The sequence below is a fragment of the Streptomyces virginiae genome, from assembly GCF_040638905.1.
Taxonomy (GTDB): Bacteria; Actinomycetota; Actinomycetes; order Streptomycetales; family Streptomycetaceae; genus Streptomyces; species Streptomyces virginiae_B.
On sequence record NZ_JBEZYV010000061.1, the window covers coordinates 1 to 20,000 of the forward strand.

Below are 20,000 nucleotides of genomic sequence, written 5' to 3' on the forward strand. Positions count from 1 at the left end.
CCCTGAACGCCTTCGACATCACCTTCGACGGCCGCCTCTCCGCAGCCCGCCAGTAACCCCAACCACCCTGGTTACACCGTTCGATTGACAGACCCGCGACAATCTATTCGGGTCTGTCAATCGAACGGGTCTGGCCCGTAGTCGGTGGTGACACCTGGTGGTCGTCAGGGCAAGAGGAGGCGGTGGCGGAGGAGGTCGAAGCCGGCGTCCGTGCATCTGTCGCGCGATCCTCTTGGTTCGGGTGTTGACGCCTTCGGTGCGGCCATTGTGGTATGGCAAGGTGAGGCCGGCGTTCACGGCGGCTCGATCGATTTCGAGTCCGTTGGTGAGACTGCGCAGGTGGGGCAGGCCGACGGCGCGGGCAGCTGTGATCCACTCAGTGAGTTTCGTGTCGTTGCCCTCGGCAGGTTTCAGCAGAGCAGGTAGCGAACCAGGAGGTTCGCGCTGCCGGTGTAGCCCAACTCCCGAATTTTTTCGAGGAGGTGACTGACCGGGACGGCCGGTTCTTCGGCACGGCGCCGGCGCAGGTGTTCACGGTAGGAGTCGACGAGGGTGGGCCGGTAGGCGGGGGTGAGGCGCAGGGCCTGGGGTTCGGGGCATGTGGGCGTAGCGTTTGACGGTGTTCAGGGCCACGCCCAGGCGGCGGGAGCAGTCGAGCAGGCCGACGTCTTGGCCGATCAGATCGTGGATCTTGTTCCAGCGTTCGCGGGTGGTCTGCTCGCGTACTCCGCCGGAGCGAGGTGGGTTGATGGTGGCCCAGCAGCCCGGCATGCGCGCGGACCTCGAGCTGGACTTTGTCGCAGAGGTTGCGCCACAGGTGCCATCGGTCGCTGACCTGCACTGCGTCAGGCAGGGCGCGGCGGATCGCCTCGGCATAGGTGGCCGAGCCGTCCCGGCACACGACCTCGATGCCAGAATGCTCGCGCAGCCAGGACTCCAGAGTGGCCCTGTCGCGGTCGGGCAGGACCGCGATGCTGCCGGTCTCGGCATCCGTGATGATCGTGGCGTAGCGGTGGCGGCGGCGCAGGGCGAAATCGTCCACGCCGATCACCCGTGGGATGGGCTGCTTGGGCAGCGGCAGGCGCCGCAGATGACGCAGCGCGGTACTACGGGAGACGGGCACGGCCAGCAGGCTGGCCAGCCGCGAGGCTGCCCGGCCGCATAACTCCCGCGCTACCTGCGATATCTGTCCTGCCAGGCGCACCGTGCGGCGCTGATGACGCTTCAGCAGCCCGGGAACCTGCTCACGGAAGGTCTGCCGCGAGCAGCCCAGAATCGGACAGACCAGCCTTCGTACGCGCAGGTGGACGAAGACCGGCCGGCCGTCAACGGGAACGTCCCGCACCGTCCGGCGATGGTACCCGTGCACCTTCGTCGTAGGCGTACCGCACACCGGACACGGCACCGCCACATCTCGAGTGCGGGCCGTGACCACCACCTTGTCACCGCCGTCCGTCACGTCCTCGACGACCAGCGCCGACAACCCGAAAAGACCGGCGCGACAAGGGAGTTGACATGCATCACAAGATCATGACCGCGGACGACCACTCGGCGTCACCACCGACTACGGGACAGACCCGAACGATTCACAGTCCCGGACCTGAGCGCTTGTGAGGTGGGTGCAGGTCCAAGTCCCGGTTTGCGTACGGAACATGGTTCATGGGAGGAGTCGGTCGGCCAGCTCCCGGCGGGTGGTGAGGCCGAGTTTGGCGTAGATGCGTTGAAGGTGGTTGTCGACGGTGCGGACGGAGATGACCAGTTCGGTGGCGATGTCCTTGCTGAGCATGCCCCGGGCGGCAAGCAGCGCGATCTCGTGTTCTCGCACGGTGAGCCGTACGACGTCCTCGCGGGCCATGAGAGCGGGGGTTCTGGCTCCCTCGCAGCGGTCCGCGAGGGCCTTGGCGCGGACGGTGGCGGCGTTGGCCCGGCGGGTCTGCCCGGCCTCCCTCAAGAGCGCGGCGGCAGTGCTTGCCGCCTCGGCCGCCAGCAGGTCCGCTCCTATGGTCTCCAGCCTGTCCGTGGTGGCGAGCAGTCCGTCGGGGTCGTTTGTGGCCCATGCCGTAGCCAGGTCTGCGCGTGCCTGGTGGAAGCGTCCGGTGCACTCGACCGCGATCTCCACCAGCCGCCCGGCGGCCTCCCGGGCTCCTCCCAGCCGGACGAGATCGGTGAGCAGAACCGCTTCGAACGCGGTCTGCCCGCGCTCGAATGCCACCTGGGCGGCCGCTGTCAGGACGGTTCGGGCGCGGGTAAGCTCACCGCGCGCGACGTGCAGCCACGCCTCACCCAGCTTCTCTTCGGGAAGGTTGTCCGAGCAGGGGAGCCGGCTGCGTTCGGCCAGGGCCGCTTCGGCTGCTTCGAGATCGCCCTGCACGGCGGCGGCGGCCGCCAGACCCGCTAGCGCCATCGGCAGGACGACAGCGGTGTGGGGGCGTGAGGCCCGGGCGACCTCCGCGTACCAGCGGCGGGCTCTTAGCGGGTGTCCGGCGAGCCATGCGCCACGGCCCAAATGGAGGGCCACCAGTCGGCGTTGGGTGTTCACGCTCGCGTCGGTAAGGCTCGCGAATACTTTCTCACCCACCGCACGGGCCTCGGCCAGACGCCCGCTCTCCGTCAAGGCCAGGGCGAGGATGGACTGGTTCGCTGCTTCGTGCGTGACGGCGACGGATGGCTGGTCGGCGGTGGCAGGACTGACGGCGATGGCTCGTCGGGCCCAGTCCTCTGCTTCCTCTGCCTGGCCCAGGAAGGCGAGCGCCGCCGATCTGGATGTGGCGGCCATGGTCCACATCTGCGCGTCGGGTGCCTGCGCGGCGTCCGGCTCGAGGCCCGTGCATAGGGCGAGGCTGTGCCGGAACTCTCCTACGGCGAAGGCGCCAGCGGCTTCGTTGACCGCCAGGGCGCGGAGGCTGAAGGGGCTGCTGACCCGACAGCGGGCAGCCTCGATGACGTCGAGAACCTTCTCGTAGGGTGCCCCCAGCCCCCAGATCAGGTTCTGCGTCCGCACCAGCACCACGGTCAGAACATCATGTTCGTCTGTGGCCAGGGCATCGGCGCCGGACAGCACGTCCTCGGCCTGCAGGAAGTCACCGGCCTCGTACAGCGTCTTCCCCAACAGCAGCTGGATTTGGAAACTGCGGTGCTCCTGCGGGATCGCCCGCAGGAGGCTCAGGGTGCGGGGGTACTCGCGGGCGTGCGTGGCAAGGACTGCCGCGCGGACGAGCAGCTCGGGGTTGGCCGTGCCGGTGGCCGCGAGCGTGTACGTTGCGAGGTGGATCGCGTCCTCCCGACGACGGGCCCCGCTTTCCTTCAACAGATGGACCTGCCGCAACAAGGTGGTCCTGCGGCGCTGTGCGGTCATGTCGGTGCGCAGCACCTCACCGTAAAGGGGGTGAGCCAGTTGGACCACGGTGCGTCGCTCCTCCTGGACGACGATGATCAGCCCCGACTGCTCCAACTGGTCGAGCACCCAGGGCTCGGCGTCCATTTTCAGACGGGTCAGGGACAGCGGCTCGCACAGCGACAGGACATCCAGCACCTGCCGGCCGGCCGGCGGGGCGACGGAGAGCCGAGAGCGGATCAGATCGCTGAGGCGCCGTGTGCTCGGTAGCCGGTCCGCAGTCATCTCCCAGATCTCGCCGTCGTAGGTCAGCGCTCCGGTGGCTACAGCCCCCACCACCAGCTCGCGCAGGTAGAGGGGGTTGCCGCCACTGGTTGTCAGCAGCTGGTTGACCGCGCTCTTTCCGACGGGCCCCTCAAGGACCTGTTCCAACAGGTTCTCGACCTGTCGTAGTCCGAATGCGGCCAGGTCAACCTGGTGCACCGCGTCCGCGTGCCCGAGCGCGGCCACCGCCACCGCCTCCTCGCCGTCCCCCGACCGTACCGTTCCGAGCAGGAAGACCACCCCGGCGTCCATCAACTGCCGCAGCAGCATCGCCGAGGTCGCGTCCAGCAGGTGGACGTCATCGACCAGGATCACCATGCGGGACCGCGCCGCAGCCGGCCGCGACAGCAGCCTGGCCACGCTGGCGAACCCCGAGACCGGGTCGGACAGGTCCACACCGTCGGGCAAGAGATGAGCCATGGCCCCCAGCGGAACCGACGCAGCGGCTGCAGTGGCAACCGCCCTGCCAACCCGGTGACCAACCCCGACCGCCCGTTCCAGACACGCCTCGGCCAGCCTGGACTTGCCCACCCCCGCAGGCCCGAAGATCAGGAACCCGGCGCCGCGGGGGTCGTGCAGGACCTCGTCGAACTCCTCCAGCTCGGCCTCGCGCCCCACCAACGGCCAACGCCGCAACACTCTGTTACGACTCATCCCCGTCGCCTCCCCCTGATCCTGGGACGTCGGCGGGATGAAATTGCCGGCCAACGTGTTCTTCCCACTGCGGTAATCAACATTTTCGGCGGCCAGCACAGTGGGCAATGAAGCGCACCCCCTCGCGCTGATTTGCCAGGAGGAACCCCTCACGGCGAGGCGGAAGCAGGATAGCCTCCTGACCCACAGCAGCGGTGCTCGACTCAGATTCGGCTGGCAAACGTCACCAGTAATCCGCCAATTCCCTGAGGTCTCTCAGCTCTCCCAGATCGTGAAAGCGGAGCTTCCATCGCTGATTCGACGCCCCAGTGTCAACCTTGGCGTTCTACCCGCTGCCCGTTGACGTGGGTGCACATGTGTAGCGGAATCGGTGACCCAGGTGCCGTCGGCACGTGCGTGCCGCTACAGCCGCCCTTTGTTGAGCAGGACGTTCGGTGTGAGGGCGGGAACGCCGGTGAGGTGATCCCTGGTGCCGTTACCGGTGATCCACTCGTGCACGTTCTGCGGCGTGAAGGTCGGGTTGTGGGCTAGGACAATTGCAGCTACACCCGTGGCGAAGGGGGTCGCCATCGACGTCCCACTCTTCAGTCCGTTGGTCCACCGGTCCGTCGGAGTGTTCGGCAGCGTCGACCGGATGAAGTTCCCAGGGGCATACAGATCGACACACGGGCCCGACGCGCTGTCCTCCCAGACGCGGTCCGTGCCTCCGATGTGGCTGGACGCCCCCACGGTCAGCACGGACGGCACTCCGGCGGGCGACTGCAGGCAGGCGTTCTCCCTGTCGTTTCCGGCGGCCGCCGCCACGAAGAACCGGGTGGCGAGCCTCGCGGCACCGATATTCACCTCAGGGTCGAAACCGCCGCCGAGGGACATGTTCACCACACCGGGCTGGATCCCGTAGTTGTAGACGTAGTCCATGCCAGCCAGGACCGATTCCGGGCTCGCCTCCCTGCCGCAGCCCTCGGTGACCTTCACCCCGCGGAGATTGACGCGCTTGGCCACCCCGTACGTGTCCGAGCCGATGATGCCCGCCACGTGCGTGCCGTGCCCTTCGCAGTCGTTCTCCATCACCCCGTCGGCGTCGAAGACGTTGATCGCTCTGCCACCGAACTCCGGATGGTCGGTGTCGATACCGGAGTCGATGACGTAGGCGTGAATTCCCCGTGCAAGCTCGTGGTACTTGTACTTGCTGTCGAGCGGCAGGTCTCGCTGGTCAATGCGGTCAAGGGCAGAACCAGGGTTGTCCTGGGTATAGATGCGGTAGATGGGCGTCCCGTCCATGGTCCGGAACCGGTGGTTCTCGGAGATCCTCCTGATCTTCTCCGGGTGATTGCGCATCACCTCGATGTGGTGCGCATTCGTCTTCACGGAGAACCCGTGATAAACGCCGGTGAAGACATGACGTGGTGTCACCCCCATCGACGCAGCGACCTTCTTCGGGTCCTGGTCCTCCTGAACGGCCACGAGGTACACCCCGTCACGACTCCCCTCGTCCGCCTGGACGAGAGGCACCCTCTCTTTCGCCATACGTGCTTCGGACGCTTCTGAGGGAAGCACCGTTGCGGCCAGAACGGCGATTCCGGCCACCGCGACAGCGACCACTCTTCTCATGGCACACAGCCCTTCCTGGGTACGGCTCTTACCCGTGCCGGGCCACGAGGTGAGGCTCAACGGCCCGGCGCGGGACCTACATCAGGTGATCTTCACTGCTCGGGCACCCGGGCCACAGAGCAACCCCTACTCACGCGTGCCCCGGAAACCGTCCGCGCCGAACGCGGCGGGGTCGAGCCATGGGTACTGGGGATGCCTGTGTTGGACGCCTGTTGGGGCAGCCCCGTTTCACCGGACGGAGATCCCACCAGGCGTGCTCGGCCATCGCAACCGCTCGAGTGGCCCCGCTGCAAGGCATGTTGGTGTTCGTCGCGAATGCGACCAGCCAGCACTGTGACGTCTGCCAGCGCGAGGTGGCCGCGGTATTGATCGTTTCAGAAATGAAAGTTCAGGGTTGGCTGCGTCTGGGGTCGGCAGGATCTGGGGTTTGTCTGCTGATCTGGTGCCTGATGACCTGTGGGAACGTGTGGCCCGTTGCTGCCGGAGCGGCCGGCGAGACGGTTTCGGTATCCAGGGCGGTTGCCGGTGGATGATCGTGCGGCGTTGAGGGCCATCGTTTACGTGTTGTGCAAGGGCGTGAGCTGGCGGGACGTCCCATCCGAGCGGATCGGCTGCAGCGGTGTGACGGCCTGGCGCCGGTTGCGGGACTGGACGGAGGCCGGTGTGTGGCCCCGACTGCGTGAGGTCTTCTTGACGGAACTGCGGGCGGCGGGGTGGCTGGACATGGATGATGCGGCGATCGACGCCTCGCACGTCAGGGCCCTCGACGGGGGGTTCACACCCGACCTTCGCCGGTCGACTGTGCCCGTCCGGGCAGCGAGCACCACCTCATCGCCGACCGGCACGGCACCCCACTCGTCGTATCGCTGGCCAGCGGAAACAGGCATGACGTCACCCAGCTCATGCCCCTAGTCTTCTGAGTCGGGAATTCTGTTCCGATATGAGGCGAGGCGTTCGAGGATCTCGTCTGCCGTCTTGGTCCAGATGTAGGGCTTGGGGTCGGTGTTCCAGGCTGCGATCCAGGCCCGGATGTCTTGTTCCAGAGCCTGGACGCTCTTGTGGTCGCCTCGCCGTATCTGCTTGTTTGTCAGCTCGGCGAACCATCGTTCCACCAGGTCGAGCCAGGACGATCCGGGCGGCGTGAAGTGCAAGTGGAACCGGGGGTGGGCCAGCAGCCAGGTCTTGATCGCCGGGGTCTTGTGGGTGGCGTAGTTGTCCAGCACCAGGCGGACCTCGAGACCGGTCGGTACTTCCTTGTCGAGTTTGATGAGGAACCTATTGAACTCCTCAGCCCGGTGGCGGCGGTGGAGTGAGCCGATCACCTTGCCGGTGGCGACCTCGAGGGCGGCGAAGAGGGTGGTGGTGCCGGCGCGGATGTAGTCGTGCGTGACCCTTTGCGGGACGCCGGGCATCATCGGCAGGACGGGCTGCGAGCGGTCCAGGGCCTGGATCTGCGACTTCTCGTCCAGGCAGAAGACCAGTGCCCGCTCCGGCGGGTCCAGGTAGAGCCCGACGACGTCGTGGACCTTGTCCATGAAGTACGGGTCGGTGGACAGCTTGAAGGTCTGCGAGCGGTGAGGCTGCAGGCCGAAGGCCCGCCAGATCCGCGAGACCGTCGACTGCGACAGGCCGGTCTCCTTCGCCATCGACCATGTCGACCAGTGCGTCGCGTTCTTCGGGGCGGACTCCAACGTCCGGGCGACCAGCGTGGCCACCGCATGGGGAGTCGAGCCGAGCTGCCGCGACGTCCTTGTTGGAAGCGCCTTCGCTGCAGGCAAGGATGATCCGGCACCGAAGAGCCCACGCCTGCGGCGTAGAACGACGCCGCACCCACCCCTCGAGCGCAGCCCGTTCCTCGCCGGACAGGATCAACTCGGCCTTCGGCCGTCCAGTACGTGCCACAGACCAAGCTTATACATCTGCACCGGATTCCCGACTCAGAAGACTAGTGGACTCCATGCCGGCGAATCCGCGGCCTGCGAGGGTGGCCACGCCACCGCCCAAGGCGACTGTTCGCTGACCGCGGCTACGACTTCGACAAGTACCGATTCCTAATGGAGTTGTCAAGCGGCCTGTGTGACGGGTGGTGTGGGGTATAGCACCGTCCGTCACGTAGGAGGGACAGGACGTTGACTCGTCGGCGGGCCAGGGCCATGACGGCCTGGCTGTGTCGTTTGCCTTCGGCGCGCTTGCGGTCGTAGAAGCGGCGGGACTCGTCGCAGCAGCGGATGCTGATCAGCGCGGAGGTGTAGAAGACGCGTTGGAGGCGTCGGCTGTAGCGGGTAGGGCGGTGTAGATTGCCGCTCACTTTTCCGGAATCACGAGGCACCGGGGAGACGCCGGCGAAGGCTGCGAGCCGGTCCGGGCTGGTGAAGGCGTCCATGTCGCCGCCTGTGGCGGCCAGGAACTCGGCGCCCAGCAAGGATCCGATACCCGGCATGCTGGTGATCACTTCGGCGTTGTGGTGCTGGCGAAACCGGCCCTCGATGAGTTTGTCGATCTCGGCGATCTTCTCGTTGAGAGCCATCACCTCCCTGGTGAGGGAGTGCACCACATGGGCAGCCATGTCCTCGCCGGGAACGCTGGTGTGCTGGCCTTCGGCGGCCTGGACGGCCCCGGTGGCGAGGTCGTCGGCGCCCCGGACCTTGCGGTTGCGCAACCAGGTGGCCAGGCGTCGGCGGCCGGTCCGGCGTATGGCTGCCGGGGTCTGGTAGCCGGTCAGGAGCACCAGGGGGCCGACGTTGCCCAGGTCGAGTTCGCGCTCCAGGCCGGGGAAGAGCTCGGTGAGATGGCCACGGAGCCGGTTGATGGTCCGTGACCGGTCGTCGCTAAGGTCACGGCGGTGCCTGGTGAGGACTTTCAGCTCGGACACCAGCTCGTCACCGGGCCGCAAGGGTGTGAGGTCACGACGGATGCGGGCCTGGTCGGCGATGACGGCTGCGTCCTTGGCGTCGGTCTTGCCGTCACCCCGGCAGCCCTCGGAGGCCCGGTTGACCGCTCGTCCGGGTATATAGAGAAGCTGTTGGCCGTGGTTGAGCAGGACTGCGATGACCAGGGCGGCCCCGCCGTCCGCCAGGTCGATGGCCCAGACTGCCTCCTCGCCCAGAGCGAGAACGTCTCCGAGGAGCTTGAGCAGTTCGGTCTCGTCGTTGGCGACGCGTCGGGACAGCAGCCGCTTGCCGGTGTCGTCGATCACTACGCAGTGGTGATGGGTCTTCCCGGCGTCGATACCGGCCCAGATCGCTGTCACGTGCTTCTCCGCGGGTCGTGTTCGTACAGGTACCACGGACGACTTCGCTGTCGAGTCCCTACTGAGCGATCAGTGCCGCAATTCCTAATGAGCAGCCGAGTCGTCGTGGGGTGCCGGGCGGCGAATCGGAACAAGCCACAGACACGGCAGACGCCTGAAAGCCACACCCGGCACCCCTGGGTGAGCCAACCCTACGAATGGCTCGCTCAGCCCGATCGACAAGGTAGGGACGCCTGATCCGAGTCCGCAGGATCACACCCGAGATCGCCCGACGCGGCACCCCGCACCGATCCGGCCTGGGGAAGACCCGCTGGGTCGTCGAGCGAACCTTGCCTGAATCCACCAGTTCAAGCGACGCCGCATCCGCTACCAGATACGAGCCGACCTCCACCTCAGCCTCCTCCAACTCGCCTGCAGCATGATGTGCTTACGACGACTCACAACCTGATTCTGAAACGATCAGTAAGGCACCAACTCGTTATAGAAGCCGGTCGGCAAGCTGTCGGCGGGTGGTTAGGCCGAGCTTGGCGTAGACGCGCTGTAGGTGGTTATCGACGGTGCGGACGGAGAGGGTCAGCTCAGCGGCGATTTCCTTGCTGAGCATGCCCCGAGAAGCGAGGAGAGCGATTTCATGTTCTCTCGCGGTGAGCAGCACGACGCCCTCGTCAACCCTGAGAGCGGGGGTCGTGGCCCCTTCGCAACGGGCAGCGAGGACCTCAGCGCGCACCGCAGCGGCCTTGGCTCGGCGGGCCTCTCCAGCTGCCCTTAGGAGGATGGCGGCCGTGCTTGCCGCCTCGGCCGCCAGCAGGTCCGCTCCGATCCTCTCCAGGGCATCCGTGGCGGCGATCAGTCCCTCGGGATCTTGTGCCGCCCATGCCGTTGCCAGGTCCGCACGGGTCCGGTGGAAGAGTCCTGAGCACTCGGCCGCGATCTCCTCCAACCGCGCGGCCGCTGCCCGCGCACCGCCCAGCCGGACAAGGTCAGTCAGGAGGATGCTTTCGAATGCGGTCTGCCCGCGCTCGAAGGCTTCCCTTGCGGCCGCCGTCAGCACCGCCCGGGCGTGGGTCAGCTCACCCCGGGCAACGTGCACCCACGCCCTGCCCAACTTCTCCTCAGCGAGGAATACAGAGCGCGGAAGCCCTTCGTACTCCGCTAGGGCCGCCTCGGCTGTCTCGAGATCACCCTGCACGGCAGCGGCCGCCGCCAAACCCGCCAGCGCTATTGGCAGGACGACCGCGGCGTGGGGTCGTGACGCACGGGCCAGCTCCGCGTACAAGCGACGGGCCTGCGCCGGGCGACCGGCAAGCCACGAGCTACGGGCCAGGTGGAAAGCGAGGAGTCGGCGCTCGGGTTTCGCACTCATTTCGGAAATGCCTGCGAACGCTCGCTCGCCCACCGCACGGGCCTCGGCCAAGCGGCCGTACTCCGTCAGAGCCAGGACAAGGCTGCAATGGAGCGCCGCCTCATGTGAAGCCAGTGCGGAGGACGGGCCAGCAGCGGCCGAGGCGGCGGCGATAGCACGCCGGGCCCAGTCCACGGCCTCCTCCGCATGCCCCAGAGATGCCAGCGCGGCGGAACGGATCGTGGCGGCCATCAGCCACATCTGCGGGTCTGGCGACTGCGCGACATCGGGTTCGAGGTCGGCACACTGGCTGAGGCTGTACTGGGCCTCCCCGACGGCGAAGCCGCTAGCGGCCTCACTGACCCGCAGGGCGCGGTGGCCGGACGGGCTGGTGACCCTGCCGCGAGCGGTCTCAATGACGCCGAGGACGTCCTCGTGGGCGGCCCCCAGCCCCCAAATGAGGTTCTGGGTCCGCAGTAGAACGAGGGCCAGGGTTTCCGGCTCGTTGGCCGCCATCATAGCGGCCTCGGACAGTTCGGCCTCGGCTTGCTTGAAGTCACCGGCCTCGAACAGCGTCTTTCCCAGCAGCAACCGGATCTGGAAACTGCGGTGTTCCTGGGGGATCGCACGGATCAGTTCCAGCGCGCGCGGGTATTGTCGAGCGTGTGTGGCGAGCACTGCTGCCTGGACCAGCAGCGCTGGCTCCGCAGTGCCGGTGGCCGCGAGTTCGTAGGTGGCAAGCTGGATCGCGTCTTCGCGGCGCCGGGCCCCGCATCCCTGCAGCAGCCGAACCTGCCGCAGCAAGGTTTCCCGGCGGCGCTGCGTGGTCATGTCGGCACGCAGAATCTCGCCGTAGAGGGGGTGGGCGAGGCGGACTGTGGTACGCCGACGCTCCTGCGCGGTGACGATCAGTCCTGCCTGCTCCAGTTGGTCGAGTGCCTCGGGGCCGACGTCTTTGCCGAGGCGGTCCAGGGACAGCGGTTCGCACAGCGCGAGCACATCTAGCACCTGTCGTCCTTCTGACGGGGCGACGGCGAGCCGGGAACGGATCAGATCGGTAAGTCGCCGGGTCCCCGGCAGGTCGTCCACGGTCATCTCCCAGACGCCGTCGTTACAGGTCAGCGCTCCAACGTCCACAGCTCCCCGCACCAGCTCACGCAGGTATAGCGGATTGCCGACACTCGTGGTGAATAGCTGATGCACCGCGTTGGTGCCAACCGGCCCGTCCAGGACCTGTTCAAGCAGCGTCTCTACCTGCTCGCGGCCGAACTCGGCGAGGTCCACCTGCCATACGGCATCCTCGTGGCCGAGGGCGGTAACGGCCACGGCCGCCCCGTGCCCTGACCGCACTGTTCCCACCAGGAAGGCCACTCTGGCATCCATCAGCTGCCGCAGCAGCATCGCCGAGGTCGCATCCAACAGGTGGATGTCATCGACGAGGATCACCATGCGGGACGTGGGAGACTCCGGCTGAGAAAGCGATCTGACTACCTTCGCGAAGCCCGGGACTGGGTCGGACAAGTCGATGCCGTCGGGCAGCAGATGGGCCAGAGCGCCCAGTGATACCGACGCCGCGGCGTCGGTGGCCACCGCCCGGACCGTTCGGTGCCCGGCTTCGGCCGCCCGGACCAGGCACTCCTCGGCCAGCCGGGACTTGCCGACCCCTGCCGGCCCAAAAAGCAAGAATCCGGTGCTGTGCGCATCCTGGAGGACCTGGTCGAACTCCTTCATCTGAGCTTCGCGCCCCACCAGTGGCCAACGCCGCGGCATACTGTTCCGCCTCACATCGTCCCTCGTATAGTTTTCCCGGGACGTCAACGTATGAACGTTTCACCTCTTGCCACGCCCGACTCAGGCGATTATGGCAGAATCGGCACATTGATCCCTTCGCATTTAGGGGCATCTGTTCGGCATCTGGAGCCGGGGGGAAGGCGCCCCCCTTCGCGGTGAAGGCTCGCAGCGTCCCGCCGAACACTCCGCCGGCGGCGCGCTGCGTGACGGGTGATCCGACGGCGGGAACGGTTGCGCCATCGAGGGCAGTCACGGCCGAGCTGGCGGGGTTACTCGCGCCGACCGCGACGACGTCGTGGCAGGAAGGGCCCGGAGACTTCACCGAGCCCCCACGCTTTTCGCTGGTTGCACGCGAAGACCGTGCAGGACAGGAAGCGGCAACCCAAGCCTCTTCACATCCAGCCCGACAGCACATCGGCCGATGCAGTGACAACGCTTCGGGAATCCGAAACTACGTCACCCAGCGACAAGACACGGGCTGCACAGCCGCTCATGAGTCGGCGGAGCCGATCACGGCTCGAACCTGTGCGGTGGCGGTGGCAGTTGCCACGATCCTGCCTTCACTGTCGAACAGGTCGCCGGCGAGGAAGCACATGGTCCGACCGCGTCGGACCACGCGCCCAAGCCCTCTGAAGCGGCCAGGTGGAGCCGGGCGCAGGAACTGCACATGAAGGTCCACTGTCGGTGCGAACTGCCCGTCTGGTAGGCAGGCCACCAGAGCCGGCCCGAGCGTGTCATCCAGCATCGCGGCCAGGAAGCCACCCTGCGTCATACCCATGGGATTGGCGAAGTGGGGGCCTGCTTGGAAGGCCACCTCAATGGTCCCGAGGTCGGGGTCTACGGACACCAATTCCCAGCCCAAGGTAACTCCCGCCGGGGAGGGCGGGGTTCGCCCGGACAGGACATCCCAGAAAATACCGCTTCTGCCCAATTTAGTTCATTCCGTTTCGGTGCATGGCGGCCGTCGCTGGAAGTGAGTGCCACGGGCTCGAGAGCCGCCTATTCAGCAGTCACCGTAAAGAGGTCATGGGGGAGTGGCTAGAGCAGTGGGTACTCAGCTTGACGTTTTTGGTCCAGGGTCGAACGGAACTCGAACTTGTTCGGCGTTTCCGCTCTTCACCGGACGTGTGAGAGGCCGGGGCTGATGCTGTGATCAGGTTCACTGCGGCTCGGAGGCTGGGATCGTGGGACTGGTCGAGCACGGTGTTCAACGAGACGCCTTGCCGGTGTTGTCAGGGTTCCGGTCGGAGCTGTACGCATGCCTGGTCTCCCGGAGCGATGCGTTGTTCGAGCTGTGTGACGCGCTGCTGTGCAGCGACGGACCGGTCCGTACGCTCGTGGACCTCGCGCTCGCGCCGGAACACCGCCGTGGTCACGGCGCCTTGTACTCCGGGCTGAACCGGGGCCGGATCGACGTTGCCCGGCTGCGGAGGGCCTTGGCGGGTGTGCCGTTGCCACGGGCCAGGGACGGCCGCCTGGTGTTGGCGGTAGACGTGTCTCCGTGGCTGCGGCCGGACGCCGACACATGCTCGGACCGATCGTTCTGCCACACCTTCGGTCGGGGCCAGGTCAAGCACCAGATGGTGCCCGGTTGGCCGTACTCAATCGTCGCCGCGCTGGAGACGGGCCGGACCTCGTGCGACTGCCGGATCGGATGAATTTGCTCCTGTCCGTGCATGAGGACAGGGCCTCTCGTGCAGTTCGGGTTGCTGAGACACCGAGCACGACGAACCGCTGCCGGAGCAACTCCGCGTCGCGCAGCTCGGCAAGAACCGGGTCAGTTTCCTGACGCAGCACCTCAACGCGCCTCCGGCACCCCGCTCCCGCTCCTCCAGCAAACCGACCGTCCCCATATCGAGGTGCGCGATGTCCAGTCGCAGGCGCACAATGCGAGTCCAGCCCCGGGGCGCGGTCCCACGGGTGGAAGCGACGTGCGGCGCTGACGACAACCGCAGCGCGCCCAGAGGAGCTCCGACGCATGTCATGCAGCGAAGACGCCGGCCGTCAGAACAGTCCCGCCGGCCACGAAAACGGGGCGCGACCTGATACGAGCCCCGTGAAGCTCCACTCCTACGTCCTCTGCAAGTACGACGAGGCCAGACGCCGGGGCGACATCGACGACTGGACCGACCATTCCGACATCGGCGCGTCCTTCGACGGACGCATCCTGACGGCTGAGGAGTATCAACGGACCGAGGACCGTTACATCGCGGCTGCCGACATCCTCGCGAGAGCGGCCGGCGCCTCGCACTTCACCCTGCGGAACGTCTTCCTGCACAGCCCTCCGCCGGCCTGGCTCGGAGAGGTGTACGAGGGCCGAATCGTCGACAAGACCTCAGCCCTGCGGATGCTCAGAGGGCACATGTCCGGAGACACTCCCGCTGCCTGGTTCGACAGCGAGAAGATGTGCATGATGATGGGCTTCGACTTCTACATGCATGTACAGATCCCTGAGCGAGCCCTCGCGTCTCTCGATGAGATCGAGGAGATGGGCCTTTTCGTCTTGGGAGACCAGGAGCAGGACGAAGACGAAGACGAGGAAGTGCACGTCTCTCGGCACGCCGATGACACCTTCTGGACTGAGGTGGCCGGGGGGTTGGCCGTCAGGTCGTCCGCACAGCAGCAGGAAGCCCGGACGCTTGTCGTGGAGCGCTGGGCCGGCGGAAGACTCGGTCACCGGTTGTGGCTCGTGGCAGCCGACGACCTCTCTTCGGTGGCCGCATCGGTGAAACGTCAGGCGCTGATCTCCGCCTTCGTCGATCTGGAGATCCACGCGACCTCTCGGGGCGAGGTCGCGCGTGCCGTGGAGGCCGCGCGACGGGCCCAATCGGACGATGATGGAGCAGACGTGGTGATCTTCCCGCTGGCCGGCGACAGAGAACTCCGCACCGTCACCGTGGAATGGGATGACCCCTTGCCGGACGACGGTGACCTACCCCCAGGACAGGAGTTCGGGGTATTCCCGTGGCCGGCAGAGGACGCGGTGCGCCTGGAGGCGGTCGTGCCGGGAGACGACGGTTATGTCACCGCCCGTTGGGTGGCCTCTTCGACATCGTGAGGCCGCCCGCGGGACCTTCAGGGCTCATCGCGGCTCCGGACCGACTTCGCTTCAGGGGTAGTTGCCGTATCGATCGTGGCGGTTGCTGATCGAACGGCAGTCCCGTTCGGGTGGTCGCGGTGCGACAGCCGCATAAAGGCAGGGCCTCCGGTGCAGCTCCTGGGTGTTGAAGCCGGAGAAGCACCAGGGAGGCCCTGTTGTCGCAGTTCTACGCCTACGTGCGGGCCGGGTCCAGTCCGCTCACCCCGTCGTGTGACTGTCTCGCGCACCGGTTCGGGAACGCCGCGGACAACGGGACGCGTGAGCGGCGCTACCCCACCGACATGACGGACGCGCAGTGGGCCGTGGTCCGTCCACTGCTGCCGGTGCCGGGCTGGCTCGAGGGCCGTGGCGGGCAGCCGGAGGCGTACTGTCACCGGGCAATGTTGGACGCGGTCCACTACCTGGTCGACAACGGAACCAAATGGCGGGCCATGCCGGCCGACTTTCCTGGCTGGTCCGGCGGAGTACGGACCAGATGTACGGCCCAGATGCCTTCGACGGGGTTGAGGTCGGGTGCGTAGGGCGGCAGGTGGTAGGCGGTGATCCAGTCGTGCGCGTCGATGAAGGCACGCATGCGGCGGTCCTTGTGGACGTCAGATTGTCCCAGATGAGGACGATGGGTCCGTTGAGCTGCTGGTGGGCGGCGATGAGGACGTCTCGGTACTCGGTCCAGGCGAAGCTTCTGCAGCCGCCGCTCTTGTGATCGTTATGCCGTTTGTGCCGGTAGATCAGGCTGGAGCGTTCTCCCGGTTTGTAGCAGCACAGGGCCGCGATGGAGAAGCGGCGCTGGGAACGCCCGCGAACCCGCACGACCGGTGTGGTTCCGCGTCGGCTCCAGGTGCGGGAGGCCAGCGGCGTCATCGAGAATCCGGCCTCGTCGCTGAGTAGGCCCGGCGCGCGGTGCCGGGATTGCTCCCGGTCCGTTTCCCCGGACCTCTCGCCGAACCCGCCGTGCCTGTTACTAGGCAACGGGCTCTCCACGGTCTCTGCCGTCAGGTGGTTGCAGGGGTCCAGGGGTTGGGGATCTTCGCCCTTCTGCGGTGCGGGACGATCAGACCGGTGCCCAGGTAGGCGCCGTCCGCGATGACCGTCGTCCCGGCCGCCGCGGCCGGCAGGTCCGACTCCCGCCAGACGTGGGCGTCGGCCTTGTTCCCGGGCGCCGGCCGGGCCGAGGCGACGACCAGGCGAGTGTCGGCGTCGATGATGACCTGCACGTTTGCCGAAAACCGGTAGTTGCGGGAGGAGGCGCCGACCTTCCGGTCGCGGACCGGGATCAGGGTTCCGTCCACGATCCACAACCGCTCGACCTCGGCAACCGGCCGCGCGGCCGGCTCTAATGCCAGCAGCGGACGCAGCCGCTGGATGACCCGGCAGACCGTGGCCGGGGAGATCCCGAAGAGCGGGGCGAGCTGCCGCATCGTGAGGTTCGTGCGGTAGTAGACGGCCACCAACAGAACCCGGTCCGCCAGCGGCAGGCACCACGGCCGACCCCCGCCCGGACCATTCCCACCCCGTTCACGGACCACCTTCACCAGCTTCGCGAACCGGTCGATCCGCAAGCCTGTGAACGTCTCCACCCACACCGGCTCAGCGCGTAACACCCCACCCATACAGGCAAGATGCCCCGCATCAGGCCTTCTGCAACACCCTTTAGTCGGGTGCAGGTTGGAGAGGAGTCCGACTGCCGCCGCGTCGTCCTGCGCGTGTGGGCCGGCCGAGAACTACTCCGACCAAGACGAGTGCCAGCCCGCACAGCTGCTGAGCCGTCAGCACCTCTTTGGCCACCGCCGTGCCGAGAAGCACGCCTGTGACAGGGTTGAGCAGTCCGACCAAGCCTACGGTCCCCGCGGGCAAGTGCCGCAGTCCGATGAACCAGGCGGCGAAGGCCAGCGCAGTGGCGAACAAGGTCATGTAGCCGAACGCGAGGAGCGCCGGTGTGGATAGTGCGGGCGGAGGCCCCTCCACAGCTGCGGCGACCGGCAGCAGAAACAGTCCTCCGGCGGTGAGTTGCCAGGCGGTGGAGGCCAGCACGTCGGTACCGGTGTTCCATCTCTTGGTCAGGATGTGGCCGAAGGACGACGCGAGCATAGCCGCGGCCGAGGCGAGGACTCCCGGCACGCTCACCCCTCCCGTTCCCGTGAGCAGCATGAGGCAGACCCCGCCAAGGCCGATCGCGGCACCGGCCAGGTGTGCGATGCCCGGCCGCTCGCAGACGAGAGCCCACGCAATGAGCATCATCGCCAGCGGGGACACCGCCATGACGGTCGAAGCGATGCTCGACGACAGTAGCTGGGAGGCGACGTAGACGAGCACGAAGAACACGCTCACGTTGAGCAGCCCGAGCACCGCTGACCGCCACCACCACGCACCGCGCGGTCGCTGCCTGCGCAGACCGAGCAGGACGAGGCCAGCGGGCAGCGCTCGCAGAGCCGCCCCGTAGAGGGGGCTGTCGGGCGGCAGAAATTCATGGGTGACGTAATAGTTCGCGCCCCAGGCCACCGGTGCGACAGCGGTCAGGGCCACCCGCCGCATATTAGCTTCCATGGAAGGAAGTATAGCTTCCCGGGAAGCTATACTGGTGTGCATGGACGACCCGCAACCGCTGGATCGAGTAGCCCGCATCCAGGCCGACTGGCGCCGCGAGCGGCCCGACCTCGACATCACCCCGCAAGGCGTGATCGGACGGCTGCACCGCCTGGCCGACCATCTCACCGAGGAACTCTGCCTCGTCTACGAACGCTACGGACTCAGCGAGGGAGAGTTCGACGTCCTATGCGCACTGCGCCGCGCCGGTGAGCCATATGAGCGCGCGCCCGGCGAACTCGCCGCACACACCATGGTCACTACCGGCGCGATGACGAAACGAGTCGACCGCCTGGAGCGGGCCGGACTCGTCACCCGTCGCCGTTCCGACGACGATCAGCGCGGTCGGATCGTGGCCCTCACGCAGCTCGGCCGCGAACTGATCGACCAGGCATTCACTGACCACATGCGCAACGAGCGCCGCCTGCTGAGCCTGCTGACGCCCGCCGAGACCAAAGCACTCGAAGGACTGCTCACCACCTGGATCTCACATGTGGAAAATCCGCGTCCGTCCGACAGCAAGTGATCCGACCGGCGCCGGGAGGCCGAGCGGGTACGGGAGCGTCACACCTCCAGCCATTGCGACGCTCCCGTACCCCTGCGGGGCTCTAGCCAGCGCGGACGCCTTGGTCAAGGTGGCGGCGACCGCGACGAGCCCGATGTTGCCGTACGGCAAGGTCTTCACTCCTCGTCGGTGGCCTTCTTGGCCCGCAGCGGGCGCATCCCGCCGAGCAGGGTGAGGTTCAACGGGGCGGTCCCGGGAGTGGCGAGACTGCACCTGGTGGATGGAGTGGCGCTGCTACAACCGGAGGAACAGGTCTTCTCCGCGATGAAGGGCGGATTCGCCAACCAGCAGCTCGCGCGGAACCTGGCCTGCTCGACCGTCGAAGGTCGGGAGAACACGGTGAAGGAGTTCACCGCCTACGTGAATGCCTTTCCCTGGCATAGGCGCCGGCCATGGTGGACGAATGGCTCGCTGACCGGCGCTCATTGCGTGACCCGAAGCGCTCGACGATCCGCTCGTACTGCGAGGCCATGCGGGCTTTCTGCCACTTCATCACTGATCTGCTTCACGAGCGGACGGCCACCTGCGAAGAGCGGCGGTTCGGCACTCCTCCGGTGCAGGTCGTGCACGAGCAGAACACCGCGGTGCACATCTAAGACAAAGAGGGGACGCGAAAGCGCGCGTTCACCAGGGCCGAGCTGCACGCGTTCTTCGCGCGCTGCGACAACGAGGTCGCCCGCATCCGGGCCTTGGGCCGTAAGGTCTGGCTGCCCGCCTTCCATGAAGCGACCCGTTCAAGACCGCGTACGCCTGCGGTCTGCGGCGCAACGAGATGCGGATGCTGGACGCCGACTTCGGCGGCAACCGGCACGGCGGCGAGTTGGGCCGGTGCCAAGTCCGGTTCACCAAGGCCAAGAAGGGATCGCCGCCCAAACGCCGCAGGGTACTGACCGTGTTCAACTGGACCCCGGACGTCCTGAACGACTGGTTCACCGAGGTCCGCCCGCTGTTCGGCACCGACACCACCCCGGTCCGGTCGACATACAAGATCGCGTCCATGATGTCGCGCAGGTCGTGCTCGGCCGGCCGACCGAAACTCAGGGCCCGGCCCCGGCACTCGAAACGCCAGGCGGACAGGACCGGCTCGATCAACGCCCAGCGGCCATCGGACAGATCACTCGGATACGGACGTCGCTTCGCCATGCTTCCGGCGTACCGCGCCGACCCGAGTGCGCCCAGGCGCACAGCAAAGACGACGGAAGCATCCAGCCCTGACAGGCGACATCGTGGGATGAGACAGGCACGAGTAACTCCTCGCCTCATCCGTCACCCCACAAGCCCCATCGGTCGCGGCCGCACCGACCGGCTCTTCCGCCCCATTGGATCCAATGGGCATGGGGCCCGTGTCTTTGATGTGTGTGAGTTGGACCTGGCAGTGGACACGACTGCGGCGGCCGTACATCAGGTTGGGCGCCGTGCTTATGCAGTCGAGGCTGGACTAATCGG

At 66.8% G+C, this 20,000-nt stretch carries 11 protein-coding genes and 8 pseudogenes; 7 read left to right on the plus strand and 12 right to left on the minus strand.

The annotated features are described in order from the left end of the window. Positions 1–164 precede the first annotated feature (164 nt). From AB0F82_RS37440 to AB0F82_RS37450, 3 genes and pseudogenes are all read right to left on the minus strand, one after another. Positions 165–1,521: pseudogene (locus AB0F82_RS37440) on the minus strand (ISL3 family transposase). 136 nt (positions 1,522–1,657) lie between these two features. After that, complete coding sequence (locus AB0F82_RS37445; protein ID WP_362636003.1) at positions 1,658–4,411, minus strand: AAA family ATPase; 2,754 nt, start codon at positions 4,409–4,411, stop codon at positions 1,658–1,660. Between the two features lie 303 nt (positions 4,412–4,714). Beyond that, the gene (locus AB0F82_RS37450) at positions 4,715–5,923 is read right to left on the minus strand and encodes a S8 family peptidase (RefSeq protein WP_362636006.1); all 1,209 of its coding nucleotides are present in this window, start codon (positions 5,921–5,923) and stop codon (positions 4,715–4,717) included. Positions 5,924–6,350: 427 nt separating this feature from the next. Between AB0F82_RS37450 and AB0F82_RS37455 the strand changes: the two are divergent. After that, positions 6,351–6,837 (plus strand): annotated as a pseudogene (locus tag AB0F82_RS37455) (IS5 family transposase); the annotation flags it as partial. Here the strand turns inward: AB0F82_RS37455 and AB0F82_RS37460 are convergent. Next, positions 6,832–7,825, minus strand: a pseudogene (locus tag AB0F82_RS37460) (IS630 family transposase). The pseudogenes AB0F82_RS37455 and AB0F82_RS37460 overlap by 6 nt on opposite strands. Positions 7,826–7,949: 124 nt before the next feature. Next, a complete protein-coding gene (locus tag AB0F82_RS37470; RefSeq protein WP_362636009.1) occupies positions 7,950–9,173 on the minus strand; it encodes an IS110 family transposase in 1,224 nt (407 codons plus the stop codon). Between the two features lie 230 nt (positions 9,174–9,403). On the opposite strand from AB0F82_RS37470, the pseudogene AB0F82_RS37475 reads away from it, so the two are divergent. Continuing rightward, a pseudogene (locus AB0F82_RS37475) lies at positions 9,404–9,621 on the plus strand (IS5/IS1182 family transposase); the annotation flags it as partial. Positions 9,622–9,651: 30 nt separating this feature from the next. On the opposite strand, the gene AB0F82_RS37480 reads toward AB0F82_RS37475, so the two are convergent. Both AB0F82_RS37480 and AB0F82_RS37485 read right to left on the minus strand, forming a co-directional pair. After that, on the minus strand, positions 9,652–12,285 hold the full coding sequence (locus AB0F82_RS37480) for a LuxR C-terminal-related transcriptional regulator (protein ID WP_362636012.1): 2,634 nt from the start codon (positions 12,283–12,285) through the stop codon (positions 9,652–9,654). A gap of 511 nt (positions 12,286–12,796) precedes the next feature. Next, positions 12,797–13,168, minus strand: coding sequence for a PaaI family thioesterase (locus AB0F82_RS37485; RefSeq protein WP_362636015.1), 372 nt, complete (start codon positions 13,166–13,168; stop codon positions 12,797–12,799). Between the two features lie 322 nt (positions 13,169–13,490). Between AB0F82_RS37485 and AB0F82_RS37490 the strand changes: the two are divergent. The 3 genes and pseudogenes from AB0F82_RS37490 to AB0F82_RS37500 form a co-directional block, all read left to right on the plus strand. Continuing rightward, a pseudogene (locus tag AB0F82_RS37490) lies at positions 13,491–13,943 on the plus strand (transposase); the annotation flags it as partial. Between the two features lie 419 nt (positions 13,944–14,362). After that, positions 14,363–15,364, plus strand: a complete 1,002-nt coding sequence (locus AB0F82_RS37495; RefSeq protein WP_362636017.1) for a hypothetical protein — start codon at positions 14,363–14,365, stop codon at positions 15,362–15,364. A gap of 323 nt (positions 15,365–15,687) precedes the next feature. After that, entirely contained in the window at positions 15,688–15,927 is a 240-nt protein-coding gene (locus AB0F82_RS37500) for a transposase (protein WP_362636025.1), read from the plus strand. Here the strand turns inward: AB0F82_RS37500 and AB0F82_RS37505 are convergent. The 3 genes and pseudogenes from AB0F82_RS37505 to AB0F82_RS37515 form a co-directional block, all read right to left on the minus strand. Further along, positions 15,885–16,285 (minus strand): annotated as a pseudogene (locus AB0F82_RS37505) (transposase); the annotation flags it as partial. The gene AB0F82_RS37500 and the pseudogene AB0F82_RS37505 overlap by 43 nt on opposite strands. A gap of 140 nt (positions 16,286–16,425) precedes the next feature. Continuing rightward, positions 16,426–17,016: pseudogene (locus AB0F82_RS37510) on the minus strand (transposase family protein); the annotation flags it as partial. A gap of 40 nt (positions 17,017–17,056) precedes the next feature. Beyond that, positions 17,057–17,938 (minus strand): EamA family transporter, encoded by an 882-nt coding sequence (locus tag AB0F82_RS37515; protein ID WP_362636028.1) that lies wholly within the window; start codon positions 17,936–17,938, stop codon positions 17,057–17,059. 52 nt (positions 17,939–17,990) lie between these two features. Between AB0F82_RS37515 and AB0F82_RS37520 the strand changes: the two genes are divergently transcribed. Continuing rightward, positions 17,991–18,515 (plus strand): MarR family winged helix-turn-helix transcriptional regulator, encoded by a 525-nt coding sequence (locus tag AB0F82_RS37520; protein WP_362636020.1) that lies wholly within the window; start codon positions 17,991–17,993, stop codon positions 18,513–18,515. 155 nt (positions 18,516–18,670) lie between these two features. Here the strand turns inward: AB0F82_RS37520 and AB0F82_RS37525 are convergent, their stop codons facing one another. Continuing rightward, entirely contained in the window at positions 18,671–18,907 is a 237-nt protein-coding gene (locus tag AB0F82_RS37525) for a hypothetical protein (protein WP_362636021.1), read from the minus strand. Between the two features lie 39 nt (positions 18,908–18,946). On the opposite strand from AB0F82_RS37525, the gene AB0F82_RS37530 reads away from it, so the two are divergent. Then, complete coding sequence (locus AB0F82_RS37530; protein WP_362636024.1) at positions 18,947–19,150, plus strand: hypothetical protein; 204 nt, start codon at positions 18,947–18,949, stop codon at positions 19,148–19,150. Between the two features lie 367 nt (positions 19,151–19,517). Here AB0F82_RS37530 and AB0F82_RS37535 read toward each other — a convergent pair. After that, positions 19,518–19,697: pseudogene (locus AB0F82_RS37535) on the minus strand (transposase); the annotation flags it as partial. Between the last annotated feature and the right edge of the window lie 303 nt (positions 19,698–20,000).